We start from the raw sequence: 12,827 nt of genomic DNA on the forward strand, positions 1-12,827 counted from the left end.
GAGGCTCCGCGACGCCGAACTCGGCGAATCGAGCGGGAACCGACGGCTGGATTCGATCCAGCTGCACTTATCGCACCGCGCGCTCATGGAGAAACTCGAGGATGTGCCGGGTCAGCTGTTCGGGCTGATCTTCCGGAAGGAACGTGTAGGCGTCGTCGACGAGTTTCAGGGTGGCGTCGGGTAGTTCGCGCACCATCCTGTCGGCGAGCGGGACCGGAAAGAGCTTTTCTTCGCGCGCCCAGACCAGCAGCACCGGGAAGGCGACCGACGGGAACCGGGTGGCGGCATCGAGGGTGTAGCGCGAGTTCGCGGACTTCAGGAAATGGCGCACATCTTTCCGAATCGCGGCCGAAGTTCGACTCGGGAGCAGATAGGAGTCGACGATATCGGCGGGGATCGGACGTTTGGCGACCCAGCCGAAGGCGAACGGGAGCCGGTGCAGGGCGCGGATGCGCAATAGTTCGGTGGCGGGGCGCATCGAGCCGGGCAGATGGGCAAGTGCGCCGAGCGAGGTGAACGGGGGCGGCAGGAATTTCTCGTAGCAGTCGACCGATGCGAGGACGACGCGGCCGATGCGCGCGGGGTTGCGGGTCATCAGGATCTGGGTGATGGCGCCGCCGGTGTCGTTGGCGACGATCGTGACGTCGGTGAGGTCGAGGCGTTCCAGGAACGAGGCGATGATGTCGGCCACGCCCGCGGGTGTGAGGTCGGCGCCCGGCATCGCGACGGTATGCGATCCGAGCGGCCAATCCGGGCTCAGGCAGCGATGCCCGGCCGCGGCGACCGCGGGCACGACATGGCGCCACAGATCGGCGTTGACCAGCAGACCGTGCACGAAGACGACCGGCGGACCGTCGCCGGTGTCGTGATAGCGGATACGCCCGGCAGGCACTTCGATCTCGTGCACCGGTCCGAGTGATGGACTGATTCCCATGATGGCCTCCCCTGTAGATCGGACACCGCCACTTTTACATACATGCTGTATGTATGTCTACAGTTCAATTCGGACCAGCAACCTGGACGTCTGACCAGATCCGCGCTACCGTCACAGCAGAGGAACGACGAGACGGGGCTCACATGGCCGTGCCAGACAACACGATGAACCGAACGGGATCGCCCGTACGCGATCTCGGCTTGGCCGAACTGGCCGAGGCCATCGCGGGTGCGGCGATCAGCTCGGTGGCCGCGACCACCGATGCGCTCGACCGCATCGACGCCAGCCAGCCGTCATTGAACGCGTTTCGGATCGTGCGCAGGGAGCGGGCACTCGCCGAGGCAGCGGAGGCGGACCGGCGGATCGCGGCGGGTGAGCGGCTGCCGCTGCTCGGTGTGCCGATCGCGGTCAAGGACGATACCGATATCGCGGGCGAACCGACCGCGTTCGGCGTCGGCGGGGATTTCGCACCGAAGACCGAGGACGCCGAGTCGGTACGCAGGCTGCGCGCGGCCGGTGCGGTGATCGTCGGCAAGACCAACACCTGCGAATACGGGCAGCTGCCGTTCACCAGCGGCGCGGCCTTCGGACATACCCGCAATCCATGGGGCCGGGAGCACACACCGGGCGGCTCCTCCGGCGGTTCGTCGGCCGCGGTGGCGGCGGGACTGGTTCCCGCGGCGCTCGGCTCCGATGGCGCGGGCTCGGTCCGCATCCCGGCCGCGTGGACGAATCTGGTCGGCATCAAACCGCAGCGTGGCCGGATCTCGACCTGGCCGCTGGCCGAGGCGTTCAACGGGCTCACCGTCAACGGCCCACTGGCGCGCACGGTGCGCGATGCGGCACTGCTGCTCGACGCCGCCGCCGGCCCGCACCCTGGCGATAAGCACACCCCGGCGCCGCTGACCCTCAGCGATGCCGTCGGCCGCGATCCGGGCCGATTGCGGATCGCATTGTCGTTGAACATCCCGTTCACCGCGACCAGGACCGAACTGCACCCCGAGGTGGAGGCCGGTGTGCACCGCATCGCGAGAACTCTGCGCGCGCTGGGTCATTCGGTCACCGTGACCGATCTGCACTACGGCATCATGATCGGCGCCTCGTTCCTGCCGCGCTCGATGGCCGGTATTCGCGCGGTGCACGATCGGATGCCCGGCGCTCGCGTCGACCCGCGCACCCTCGCCAATGTCCGCACCGGTCAGCTGCTGAGCGGGCCGGCATTGTTCGCGGCACGGCAGGCGGAGGGGCTGCTGCATCGGCGCATCGGGCGTTTCTTCGACGATTTCGATGTGGTGCTGGCCCCGACGACGGCCACTCCCCCGCCGCGCGCCGAGGAGATCGACGATATCGGTGTGGTCGCCACCAACAATCTGATCACCGCCGCATGTCCGTACACCTGGCCGTGGAATGTGCTCGGCTGGCCGAGCGTCAATGTGCCCGCCGGGTTCACCGCGAGCGGCCTGCCGGTCGGCGCCCAGCTGATGGGCACCGCCGATACCGAACCGATGCTGGTTTCGCTGGCCGCACAGCTGGAATCGGAGCTGCGCTGGGAGCGGAATCGTCCAGAACCCTGGTGGTGACTTGCCCGGTCACGTCAGGTCAGAGGGGAACCGCCGGGCCACGAGGTCTCGTGGAGTTCCTGCCCGGAGGACCCCACCCAAGACCAGTACCTGGCAGTTCCCCCGGCCGGGCCAGATCGGGCCCGATCAGCAGGGTGCCGGTCGGCGATCGGGATGTCGGCCGGCTGCACGTCCCGATGCAGCAGCCCGGCCCCCGGCCCGCGCTCAGAAACCGAGCTTGCCCAGCTGCTTCGGATCGCGCTGCCAGTCCTTGGCGACCTTCACGTGCAGGTTCAGATAGATGCGGGTACCGAGGATGTGCTCGATCTGTTTGCGGGCGTTGGTGCCGACTTCCTTGAGCCGGGAGCCGCCCTTACCGATGACGATCGCCTTCTGACTCGGTCGCTCCACATACAGCAGCGCGTGCACATCGAGCATGTCCTCGCGCTCCTCGTACGGCAGGACCTCCTCGATGACGACGGCCAGCGAATGCGGCAGCTCGTCACGTACCCCCTCCAGCGCGGCCTCGCGGATGAGTTCTGCCATCAGGGTTTCCTCGGGCTCATCGGTCAGCTCGCCGTCGGGATAGAACGCGGGGCCCTCCGGCATCTTCGAGGCGATCACATCGACGAGAACCTCGACCTGCTCGCCCTTGACCGCCGACACCGGAACCACATCGGCGTCGGGGCCGAGCAGCTGCGATACCGCGAGCAGTTGCGCGGCGACCTGGTCGCGGCTCACCTTGTCGATCTTGGTGACCACACCGAGCAGGGTCGTCTTCGGCGCCATCTGCTTGATCTGTTGCACGATCCAGCGGTCGCCTGGGCCGATCTTCTCATCGGCCGGGATGCACAGCGCGATCACGTCGACCTCGGAATAGGTGTCGCGCACCAGATCGTTGAGTCGCTGGCCGAGCAGGGTGCGCGGCCGGTGCAGGCCGGGGGTGTCCACCAGGATGAGCTGGGTGTGTTCCCGATGCACGATGCCGCGGATGGTGTGGCGGGTGGTCTGCGGCCGGGAGGAGGTGATCGCGATCTTCGCGCCGACCAGCGCATTGGTCAGCGTCGATTTACCGGTATTCGGCCTGCCGACGAAACAGACGAAGCCGGAACGGAATTCGCCGGATGTGGGAGAATCGGACCGGTCAGCCACCCTGCACCTCGAAACCTTCGGCGATATCGAATACCGCGCCCGCGCGGTCGGTGAACACGATCCGCGCCTGCGCCGACACCTCACGCACCGCGGTCACTCCCGAATCGGAGAACTTACCGCCGACCACCACAGCCGCTTCGAAGCCTTCCGCGCCGCTGGAGATCGCGGCGGCGACCGCCGCCTGCAATGCGGTGAGCCGCAAAGCCTCCAGTTTCACCTCACCGGCCGCGTAGGTGCGGCCGTCGGTATCGCGAACGGCGGCGCCGCTGGTGCCCTCGCTACGGGCCATGGCGCCGCGCGCCAGCACCAGCAGCTTGTTGTCCTCGGCGTCCAGTTCAGTCATGCGATGTCTCCTGTTCGTCTCGACCGGCCGGGACTTCCCGCACCGTGCCGTTGCCGTTCGATGCCGTATCGCCCTCGACCACCCGGCTGACCACCACGGTGTGCACGCGCACCCGGCCGCGGGTATCGGCTCCGCCTTCCCCACGCAGCCGCAGACCGTATGCGGTGATCTCGGAGCCGGGCAGCGGGACCCGGCCGAGTTCATGGGCGAGCAGTCCGCCGACGGTGTCGACGTCCTCCTCCTCGATATCGAGGCCGTACAGCTCGCCGAGATCCTCCACCGACAGCCGCGCCGAGACCCGGTAGTGGTCGTCGTCGAGCTTCTCGATGGGTGGAGTCTCGTCGGTGTCGTACTCGTCGGCGATCTCGCCGACGATCTCCTCCAGCACGTCCTCGATGGTGACCAGCCCGGCGATACCGCCGTATTCGTCGACCAACAGTGCCATATGGTTGCGGCGGCGCTGCATCTCGTCGAGCAGGGCGTCCAGCGGTTTGGAGTCGGGCATGAACACTGCGGGCCGCATCACCTCGCCGACCCGCACGCTGCGGCCGCGATCGCCGTACTGGACAAGGTCTTTGAGATAGACGACACCGAGGATGTCGTCGACGTTGGCGCCGATCACCGGAATCCGCGAATGCCCGCTGCGCACCGCGAGCGAGGTGGCCTGCGCGGCCGTCTTGTCCTGTTCGATCCACACCATCTCGGTACGCGGCACCATCACCGCCCTGGCCGCGGTGTCACCGAGTTCGAACACCGACTGGATCATCCGGCGTTCGTCGTCGGCGACCACGCCACGCTCGCGGGCCATATCGACCACCTCGCGCAGCTCGATCTCGGAGGCGAACGGCCCGTTGCGGAAGCCCTTACCGGGGGTGATCGCATTACCGATGAGGATCAGCAGCCTGCTGACCGGGCCGAGCAGCGCACCGATGAATTGCAGCGGCAGCGCGGCGGCCAAGGCGATCGAATAGGCGTGCTGACGGCCGAGCGTACGCGGCCCGACACCGATCACGACATAGTCGACCAGCACCATGATGACCGCCGTCAGCAGCAGTGCCGGACCATCGGACAGCATGGTGGCCAGCGCGGCCGCGAGCAGGACGGTCGCGGTGATCTCGCACAGGATGCGTAGCAGCACCATGAGATTCACATAGCGCGGCCGATCCTCGACGATACGACTCAGCCGGGCCGCGCCGGGCCGCTCGGCGCGCACCATATCGTCGAGGCGGGCGGGGGAAATCGTGTTCAACGCGGAGTCGACGGCGGCGAAGACACCGCCGACGGGAACCAGCAGGACGGCGAGGACGATCAGGGTCAGCGCGTTCACGCCCGGGAATCACCCGGCGTCGTGAAGCCCGCCTTCCCCAGCAGCCTGGCATCACGTTCGGCGAGTTCGGCGCGGCGTCTGGCCTCACGCAGGCTCTCGTACCACTCCTCGAGCAGCCTGCCCTGGAGCGCGAACATCTCCTTCTCCTCCTCCGGCTCGGCATGGTCGTAACCGAGCAGGTGCAGCACACCGTGCACGGTGAGCAGTGAGAGTTCGTGGTCGAGGGAATGACCGGCCTTACGCGCCTGTGCCAGCGCGAACTCGGGGCACAGCACGATATCGCCGAGCATCGAGGGGCCCGGTTCGGGGCTGTCGGGCCGCCCGCCCGGTTCGAGCTCGTCCATCGGGAACGACATCACATCGGTCGGGCCCGGCAGATCCATCCACCGCATATGCAGGTCGGCCATGGTGTCGAGATCCACGAGCACCATGGACAGCTCCGCGGCCGGGTGCACATCCATCCGCGCGATCACGAACCGCGCCACACCGACCAGATCTTCCTCGGGCACGTCCATACCCGACTCGTTGGCGATCTCGATACTCACCAGGTCAGCCTAATGGGTGCGGCCGGACATCGTCCGACCGCAACCCCGCCCCGACATGTCGGCGTTACCGCCGCCCGGTGCGGTTGGCGGCACGCCGCTGGGCGCGGTTGCCCGGCATATGGGGGCCGACCGGGCGGGTCTCGGCCTCGAAGCGGTCATACGCGTCGACGATGTCGGAGACCAGGCGGTGCCGGACGACGTCGCTGCTGGTGAGTTCGGCGAAGTGGATGTCCTCGATATCGGTGAGGATCTCACTGGCCGCCCGCAACCCCGACCGCGACCCGTTCGGCAGATCGACCTGCGTGACGTCACCGGTGACCACGATCTTCGACCCGAACCCCAGCCTGGTCAGAAACATCTTCATCTGCTCGGCCGTGGTGTTCTGCGCCTCGTCCAGGATGATGAACGAATCATTCAGCGTTCTACCACGCATATATGCCAGTGGAGCGACCTCGATGACGCCCGCGGCCATGAGCTTCGGGATGGCTTCCGGGTCCATCATGTCGTGCAGGGCGTCGTAGAGGGGGCGTAGGTAGGGGTCGATCTTTTCGTTGAGGGTGCCGGGCAGGAAGCCGAGGCGTTCGCCCGCTTCGACGGCGGGGCGGGTGAGGATGATGCGGTTGACCTGCTTGGACTGCAAGGCCTGCACGGCCTTGGCCATCGCCAGATAGGTCTTGCCGGTGCCCGCCGGGCCGATGCCGAACACGATGGTGTTGGCGTCGATGGCGTCGACGTAGCGTTTCTGGTTGAGCGTTTTGGGGCGGATGGTCTTGCCGCGCCGGGACAGGATGTCGAGGCTGAGCACCTCGGCGGGCGATTCGGCGGTGCCCTCGGTCAGCATGGAGACCGTATGGCGGACGGCCTCGGGGGTGACGACCCGATTGCGGCCGGTCAGCGCGACGAGCTGCTCGATGACACGCTCGGCGAGCGCCACGTCGGCGGCTTTACCGGTGAGGGTGACGGAGTTGCCACGCACATGGATGTCGGCGTCGAGCAGATCTTCGAGTTCGCGCAGATTCTGGTCGGCCGAGCCGAGGAACGGGAAGACGGACTCCGGTGCGAGTTCGATACTGGAACGTACGGTGCGTGCCGCGGGACCCGTATCGCTGCCGCCTGCACCATTGCCGGCCGCGGGTGTCGCCGGGTCGCCGATCTCACCTTGGGTTCTCACGTAGTGGCTATAGCCTGCTTTCCGGTCTCGAAGCCGCCGCATCACCCGCCCCCGCACCCATGGCGACTACCGCGTGTTCGGCGGCATCGGCCCTGCTCCGGCGCGGTGGAGATCATGCGCTGTGGATGCTCAAAGTTTAACGCGCGGCACCGACACCCGCCCACCGAATATGCGGTCAGCGCCTGCCTGCGAACGCCCTACCAGCAGATATGGCAATGCTCCCCGAGATTGGGTAGCCATGCTGCGGCCATCGAGAAGCGATCGCCAGTGCGGTGCAGGCACCGAGCCCGGCACTCACCCGCATCGGCGCCCTGGTCCAGCGGCCGATGTGCTCGCGATACTCGGCCGCGTCGAGGTGCGACGCGACACAGGCCCGCCGACAATCCGGTGACGGCTGGGCGTTCACTACGCCCAGCGCGCCGTCAACGCACCGAGCGCCCCCAACGCAACCGCTGCCGCGGTCGAGGTGCGCAGCACGGTCGGCCCGAGCAGTACGACTTCTGCACCGGCGTCGGCCAATGCCGACAGCTCGGCATCGTCGAGCCCGCCCTCCGGTCCCACGATCAGCATGACCGCGGGCGCGCTGCCCAGCGGCAGATCGGTGAACCGGGACCTACCGGATTCGTGCAGGGCCGCGACCACCGCGCCGGCGGCCGTCGCGGTGCGCACCGCCGTCAGCAGGTCGGCGGTGCGGTGCAGGCCGGTGACCTCGGGGATGTAGGCGCGCCGGGATTGCCGGGCCGCCGATCGGGCCGCGGCCCGCCATTTGCCGATGCCCTTGTCGGCCTTGGCTTCCCAGTTGGCTACGCAGCGCGCGGCCTGCCACGGCACGATGACGTCGGCACCCGCCTCGGTCATCAGCTCGACCGCCAGTTCGGAGCGATCGGATTTCGGCAGCGCCTGGACCACGGTGACGGGCGGGCGCACCGGTTCCGCGACCGCCGTGGCCCGCACCGCGAGTTCGAGCCGGTCACGCTGCGCGGCAACGACTTCGGATTCGGCGAGCAGCCCACGACCATCGGAGAGCGTGATCTGCTCGCCGACCCGGATGCGACGCACCGTCGCCGCATGTCTGCCCTCAGGACCGTCGAGCACGGCGATGCCCCCCGGCTCGGGGATCTCGTCGAGGTAGAAGACGGTCGCGGCCACCTAGCGTCCGCTGAAGGAGGCGCGCAGCCGGGCGAACAGGCCGCTGTTGTGCTCGGACTGCGCCGACATCACCTCGGCGCGTTCACGATCGCGCATGCCCTTGTACTTGCGCAGCAGATCGGTCTGCTTACCGTCGAGCTTGGTCGGGATGACGATATCGAGGTGGGCGAGCAGATCGCCGCGCGCGCCGGAACGCAGCCTCGGCATGCCGTGCCCGCGCAGCACCGATACCTCGCCGGGCTGGGTGCCCGCCGCGATGGTGAGTTCGGTGGGGCCGTCGAGGATGGTGTCGATGACGACGGTGGTGCCCAGCGCCGCGTCCACCATCGGCACCCGCACCGTGCAGTGCAGATCGTCGCCGTCGCGCACGAATACATCGTGCGGCTGCTCGACGATCTCCACATACAGATCGCCCGCGTGGCCGCCGCCGGGGCCGACCTCGCCCTGGGCGGCAAGTCGCACCCGCATCCCGTTCGCGACACCGGCCGGAATCGGCGCGGCGATCTCACGGCGGGCCCGGACGCGGCCGTCGCCACCGCATTTGTGGCACGGATCGGGAATGGTCTCGCCCGCGCCGCGGCAGGTCGGGCAGGGCCGTGAGGTCATCACCTGGCCGAGGAACGAACGCTGCACCGACTGCACTTCACCGGCGCCGCCGCAGGTCTCACAACGCACCGGCTTGGATTTGCCGTTGGTGCCAGCGCCCTGACAGATATCGCAGAGGATGGCGGTGTCGACGGTCAGATGTTTGGTGACGCCGACGGCGCATTCGGCGAGGCTGAGCCGGGTACGCACCAGCGAATCGGCGCCCGGTTGTACGCGCCCGCGCGGTTTGCGCGCACCGCCCGTTCCGCTCATCCCGCCGAAGAAGGCCTCGAACACATCGCCGAGGCCGCCGAAGCCCGCGCCGCTGAAGCCGCCACCGGGGCCGCCGCCGGATTCGAGCGGGTCGCCGCCCATATCGACGATGCGCCGCTTCTCCGGGTCCGTCAGCACCTCGTAGGCCGCCGAGACCTCTTTGAAGCGGGCCTGTGCCGCCTCATCGGGGTTGACGTCGGGATGCAGTTCGCGGGCCAGCTTGCGATAGGCGCGCTTGAGTTCCTGGTCGGTCGCGTTGTTCGCGACGCCGAGCAGTCCGTAGTAGTCCCGTGCCACTTGAGTTCTCTAGTCCTTGATCGCTGTCCACAGTTCCGACTGCGTACGGCCGGATGGGTGTTGGGCTCGTCCCTGGGCCGGTACCGCTCCAACCGCACAGCATTAGTCGGGTTCACTCAACTTTATCCGGCCGGAGATTCGAGGGTATCAGTGGAGGCGAGGACCGGCCGCACCGTCAGCGCTCGGCGAGGACCTCACCGATGTACCTGGCCACCGCGGCCACCGAGGCGATGGTGCCCGGATAGTCCATTCTGGTCGGCCCGAGCACGCCCATACCGCCGAGGATCGCGCCGGACGCGCCGTATCCGGTGGTGACCACCGAGGTGCCGCGCATCTGCTCGACCTGGGTTTCTTCACCGATCTGCACCGTGACGGTGCCCGGTTGCTGCGCGGCCGCCAGCAGCTTCAGGACGATGACCTGTTCCTCCAGCGCCTCGAGCACCGACCGCAGTGAGCCGGGGAATCCGAAGTCGGCGGCATTGCGGGTGAGATTGGCGGTGCCGCCGAGCACCAGCCGTTCCTCTGGATGTTCGACCAGGGTCTCGACGAGCACGGTCGACACCCGGACCAGGACGTCACGCAGCCGGGCCGGGGACTGCTCGGGCAATTCGGCCACCGCCGCCGACGCCGCGGCGAGCCGTTTGCCGTCCATCGCGCCGCCGAGCATGGCGCGTAGGGCGGCCAGATCCTCGTCGTCGACGAGGGCGCCGAGTTCGACGATGCGCTGATCGACGCGCCCGGTATCGGTGATGACCACCAGTAGCAGTCTGGCCGGATTCAACGCGACCACTTCGATATGCCGCACCGTCGACGCCGAGACGGTGGGGTACTGCACGACCGCCACCTGACGGGTCAGCTGGGCCAGCAACCGCACCCCGCGGCGGAGTACGTCGTCGAGATCGACGCCGGATTCCAGGAATTCCAGGATGGCGCGGCGCTCGGCGGGTGAGAGTGGCTTCACATCGGCGATCCGGTCGACGAACTGCCGGTAGCCCTTGTCGGTGGGAACGCGCCCGGAGCTGGTGTGCGGCTGGGTGATGTAGCCCTCGGCCTCCAGCACCGCCATATCGTTGCGCACCGTGGCGCTCGACACACCCAGATTGTGCCGCTCGACAAGTGTTTTCGAGCCGATCGGCTCCTTGGTCGAGACGTAGTCGGCGACGATCGCCCGCAGGACCTCGAAGCGTCTGTCCTCGGTGCTCGACATCGGCCCCACCTCCTCGCTCGCGTGGGCGCGCCGTCGCGGCCGTTGCGCGCGCCACCATACTCGGCCCCGCCGATTCCGGCCGGACCTCACCCATCCAGTTTAGTGGCCACCCGCGATCGGCCGCTGGCGCCGCTTCGGCGCGGCGGCCGGACACCGCCGCGGCAAACCCGGCCACCGTGATAGTTTCCCGGCGTCTTGGCATCGACAACGACGGAAACACGAGGGAGATCCGGATGTTCGACGACCCTGCCGGCGCGGCCGCCGATCTCGCCCGCCGGGCACAGGATCTGGAACGGAAGGCCGAGCAGTATCAGGCGTTGCACGGTCGGATGGCCGCGATCTCGGTCACCGAGACCTCCCAGGGCGGGCGCGTGACGGTGACCGTCGACAGCGACGGCCTACCGACCGATATCCGTTTCTCCGAGGGCATTCGCGGGTTGGGTCCGGCGGCGCTGTCGGCCGAGCTGATGACCTGTCTGCACCGCGCGCAGGCCCGACTGCGTCGCGAGGTCACCGCGACGGTGCGGGAGCTGGTCGGTGCGGACGAGGCGGGCGCGCACATCATCGGCCGGTACGCCGACCGCTTCGCCGATGAGGAGCCCGAACCGGCGCAAGCGCCGGCGAACCCGAAGGATCTCATCGGACCGGATTCCGATGACCCGGACGATCAGTACTACCGGGGCAAGACCTGGCTGGCGTGAGCACCACGATCCGAACCGGCACACGCGCCGCGCCCCGCAGTCGCCGCCGGGACGGTCGACGTGATGCCGGATCGCTCAGCCGAGCAGCTCACGCACCACGCCGTCGGCCAGCAGTCGCCCCTGGTCGGTGAGCACCAGCTGGTCACCGACCAGTTCGGCGCGACCATCCGCGACGATCTGTGTCGCCATCGCGATGCCCGCCGCGTCCAGATCACGCAGCGGTAGTCCGGTGCGCAACCGCACCGCCAACATCACCCGCTCCAGGTAGCGCTCCTCGTCGGTGAGCGATTCCCAGCCCGCCGCGGGCAACCCGCCCTCGGCCACGCGATCGGCGTAGCGCGCCGGATGTTTGACGTTCCACCAGCGCACCCCGCCGAGGTGGCTGTGTGCGCCGGGACCGGCGCCGAGCCAGTCTCCGCCGTCCCAGTAGCCGAGGTTGTGGCGGCAGCGGGCGGCGTCGGAGGATGCCCAGTTGGAAACCTCGTACCAGGTGAGGCCCGCGGCGGCCAGGCGGGCGTCGATACGTTCGTAGCGGGCGGCGAGGACGTCGTCGTCGGGGGCGGGCAGTTCGCCGCGGCGGACGCGACGGGCCAGCGCGGTACCGTCCTCGACGATGAGCGAATACGCCGAGACGTGGTCGACCCCGGCGTCGAGGACCGCGTCCAGGCTGGCGTCCAGATCGCTGTCCCGTTCACCGGGGGTGCCGTAGATCAGGTCGAGGTTGACGTGCTCGAAACCGGCCGCGCGGGCCTCCTTGGCGGCGGCGACGGCTCGACCGGGCGTATGCGTGCGGTCGAGGACGGCGAGTACGTGCTGGGCCGCGGACTGCATGCCGAGCGAGACGCGGGTGTAGCCCGCCGACCGGATCCGCTCGAAGAACACCGGTGAGGTCGACTCGGGATTGGATTCGGTGGTGACCTCGGCATCGGCGGCGAGGGTGAACTCCGCGCGGATCGCGTCGAGCACCTCGGCCAGCCCGTCACCGCCGAGCAGGGAGGGCGTGCCACCGCCGACGAACACCGTCGACACCTCGGGCGTCGCGCTCGGCAGTGCCGCGAACTGCCGGGCCGCGCTCGCCAGCTCACCGCGCAGCGCCGTGAGCCACGATTGCGGCGAGGACGAACTGCCCAGCTCACCGGCGGTGTAGGTGTTGAAGTCGCAGTATCCGCACCGGGTCGCGCAGAACGGAACGTGCACGTAGACGCCGAACGGTCCCCCACCGAAATCGCGCAGCACCGGAACGGAGGTATCGGCGTGCGGGGTGGTGACAGCGGGGGAACTCACCGTTCAAGTGTGCCCGTAGCGCCCTCGCCGTCGCACGGGACCTGGGTGTTCGCCGTCACGCCTGGCGATGCTGTCGCACCCACCGCGTGGACGGTGCCGCGGCTCGGCCGCCGTCGCGCGGACCCCGCGGCGATACGGGCACGCTCCGTCGCGTAGGTCGTGATCCCCGGTACCGCCTGCTGCTCGGGTGGGCGGTCCGCCGCGCGGCCCTGGATGCCGTTCGCTCACAGTGTGCTCATGGTCGCGGCCCTGCCGATCACGCAATGGTCCCGATGAGCGGCGTGCCGTACGGAAACACGG

General features: G+C 68.5%; 12 protein-coding genes. 2 read left to right on the forward strand and 10 right to left on the reverse strand.

Going from position 1 to position 12,827, the window contains the following annotated elements:
* Nucleotides 1-67: 67 nt before the first annotated feature.
* Nucleotides 68-934, reverse strand: a complete 867-nt coding sequence (locus tag QH168_RS21070) for an alpha/beta fold hydrolase (RefSeq protein WP_280236481.1) — start codon at nucleotides 932-934, stop codon at nucleotides 68-70.
* A gap of 164 nt (nucleotides 935-1,098) precedes the next feature.
* Between QH168_RS21070 and QH168_RS21075 the strand changes: the two genes are divergently transcribed.
* A complete protein-coding gene (locus tag QH168_RS21075; protein WP_280236482.1) occupies nucleotides 1,099-2,514 on the forward strand; it encodes an amidase in 1,416 nt (471 codons plus the stop codon).
* A 204-nt stretch (nucleotides 2,515-2,718) separates the two neighbouring features.
* Here QH168_RS21075 and era read toward each other — a convergent pair whose 3' ends face one another.
* The 8 genes from era to hrcA all read right to left on the reverse strand — a co-directional run bounded on the left by era (nucleotide 2,719) and on the right by hrcA (nucleotide 10,542).
* A complete protein-coding gene (gene era / locus QH168_RS21080; RefSeq protein ID WP_280236483.1) occupies nucleotides 2,719-3,645 on the reverse strand; it encodes a GTPase Era in 927 nt (308 codons plus the stop codon).
* Nucleotides 3,638-3,988, reverse strand: a complete 351-nt coding sequence (locus tag QH168_RS21085; protein ID WP_280236484.1) for a cytidine deaminase — start codon at nucleotides 3,986-3,988, stop codon at nucleotides 3,638-3,640. The genes era and QH168_RS21085 overlap by 8 nt, the downstream gene beginning before the upstream one ends.
* Nucleotides 3,981-5,315, reverse strand: coding sequence for a hemolysin family protein (locus QH168_RS21090; RefSeq protein ID WP_280236485.1), 1,335 nt, complete (start codon nucleotides 5,313-5,315; stop codon nucleotides 3,981-3,983). The genes QH168_RS21085 and QH168_RS21090 overlap by 8 nt, the downstream gene beginning before the upstream one ends.
* Nucleotides 5,312-5,860 carry an rRNA maturation RNase YbeY gene (gene ybeY / locus QH168_RS21095; RefSeq protein ID WP_280236486.1) on the reverse strand — a complete coding sequence of 183 codons (549 nt, stop codon included), beginning with the start codon at nucleotides 5,858-5,860 and terminating at the stop codon, nucleotides 5,312-5,314. Before ybeY ends, QH168_RS21090 begins: the two co-directional genes overlap by 4 nt.
* Nucleotides 5,861-5,924: 64 nt before the next feature.
* Complete coding sequence (locus tag QH168_RS21100) at nucleotides 5,925-7,013, reverse strand: PhoH family protein (RefSeq protein ID WP_280236581.1); 1,089 nt, start codon at nucleotides 7,011-7,013, stop codon at nucleotides 5,925-5,927.
* 423 nt (nucleotides 7,014-7,436) lie between these two features.
* On the reverse strand, nucleotides 7,437-8,180 hold the full coding sequence (locus QH168_RS21105; RefSeq protein ID WP_280236487.1) for a 16S rRNA (uracil(1498)-N(3))-methyltransferase: 744 nt from the start codon (nucleotides 8,178-8,180) through the stop codon (nucleotides 7,437-7,439).
* Nucleotides 8,181-9,335, reverse strand: a complete 1,155-nt coding sequence (dnaJ, locus tag QH168_RS21110) for a molecular chaperone DnaJ (RefSeq protein WP_280236488.1) — start codon at nucleotides 9,333-9,335, stop codon at nucleotides 8,181-8,183. It lies immediately after the preceding gene.
* 175 nt (nucleotides 9,336-9,510) lie between these two features.
* Entirely contained in the window at nucleotides 9,511-10,542 is a 1,032-nt protein-coding gene (gene hrcA / locus QH168_RS21115) for a heat-inducible transcriptional repressor HrcA (RefSeq protein WP_280236489.1), read from the reverse strand.
* 233 nt (nucleotides 10,543-10,775) lie between these two features.
* Between hrcA and QH168_RS21120 the strand changes: the two genes are divergently transcribed.
* Entirely contained in the window at nucleotides 10,776-11,243 is a 468-nt protein-coding gene (locus QH168_RS21120) for a YbaB/EbfC family nucleoid-associated protein (protein WP_280236490.1), read from the forward strand.
* A 75-nt stretch (nucleotides 11,244-11,318) separates the two neighbouring features.
* Here QH168_RS21120 and hemW read toward each other — a convergent pair whose 3' ends face one another.
* Nucleotides 11,319-12,479 (reverse strand): radical SAM family heme chaperone HemW, encoded by a 1,161-nt coding sequence (gene hemW / locus QH168_RS21125; protein ID WP_280236582.1) that lies wholly within the window; start codon nucleotides 12,477-12,479, stop codon nucleotides 11,319-11,321.
* Between the last annotated feature and the right edge of the window lie 348 nt (nucleotides 12,480-12,827).

This window comes from Nocardia cyriacigeorgica (assembly GCF_029868385.1).
GTDB lineage: Bacteria > Actinomycetota > Actinomycetes > Mycobacteriales > Mycobacteriaceae > Nocardia > Nocardia cyriacigeorgica_F.

What these genes read in the sequence shown, in the direction of transcription:
- QH168_RS21075 (WP_280236482.1), top strand. Translation starts at nt 1,099, where the DNA reads ATGAACCGAACGGGATCGCCCGTACGCGATCTCGGCTTGGCCGAACTG.
- QH168_RS21120 (WP_280236490.1), top strand. Translation starts at nt 10,776, where the DNA reads ATGTTCGACGACCCTGCCGGCGCGGCCGCCGATCTCGCCCGCCGGGCA.
- QH168_RS21085 (WP_280236484.1), bottom strand. Translation starts at nt 3,988, where the DNA reads ATGACTGAACTGGACGCCGAGGACAACAAGCTGCTGGTGCTGGCGCGC.
- hrcA (WP_280236489.1), bottom strand. Translation starts at nt 10,542, where the DNA reads ATGTCGAGCACCGAGGACAGACGCTTCGAGGTCCTGCGGGCGATCGTC.
- QH168_RS21070 (WP_280236481.1), bottom strand. Translation starts at nt 934, where the DNA reads ATGGGAATCAGTCCATCACTCGGACCGGTGCACGAGATCGAAGTGCCT.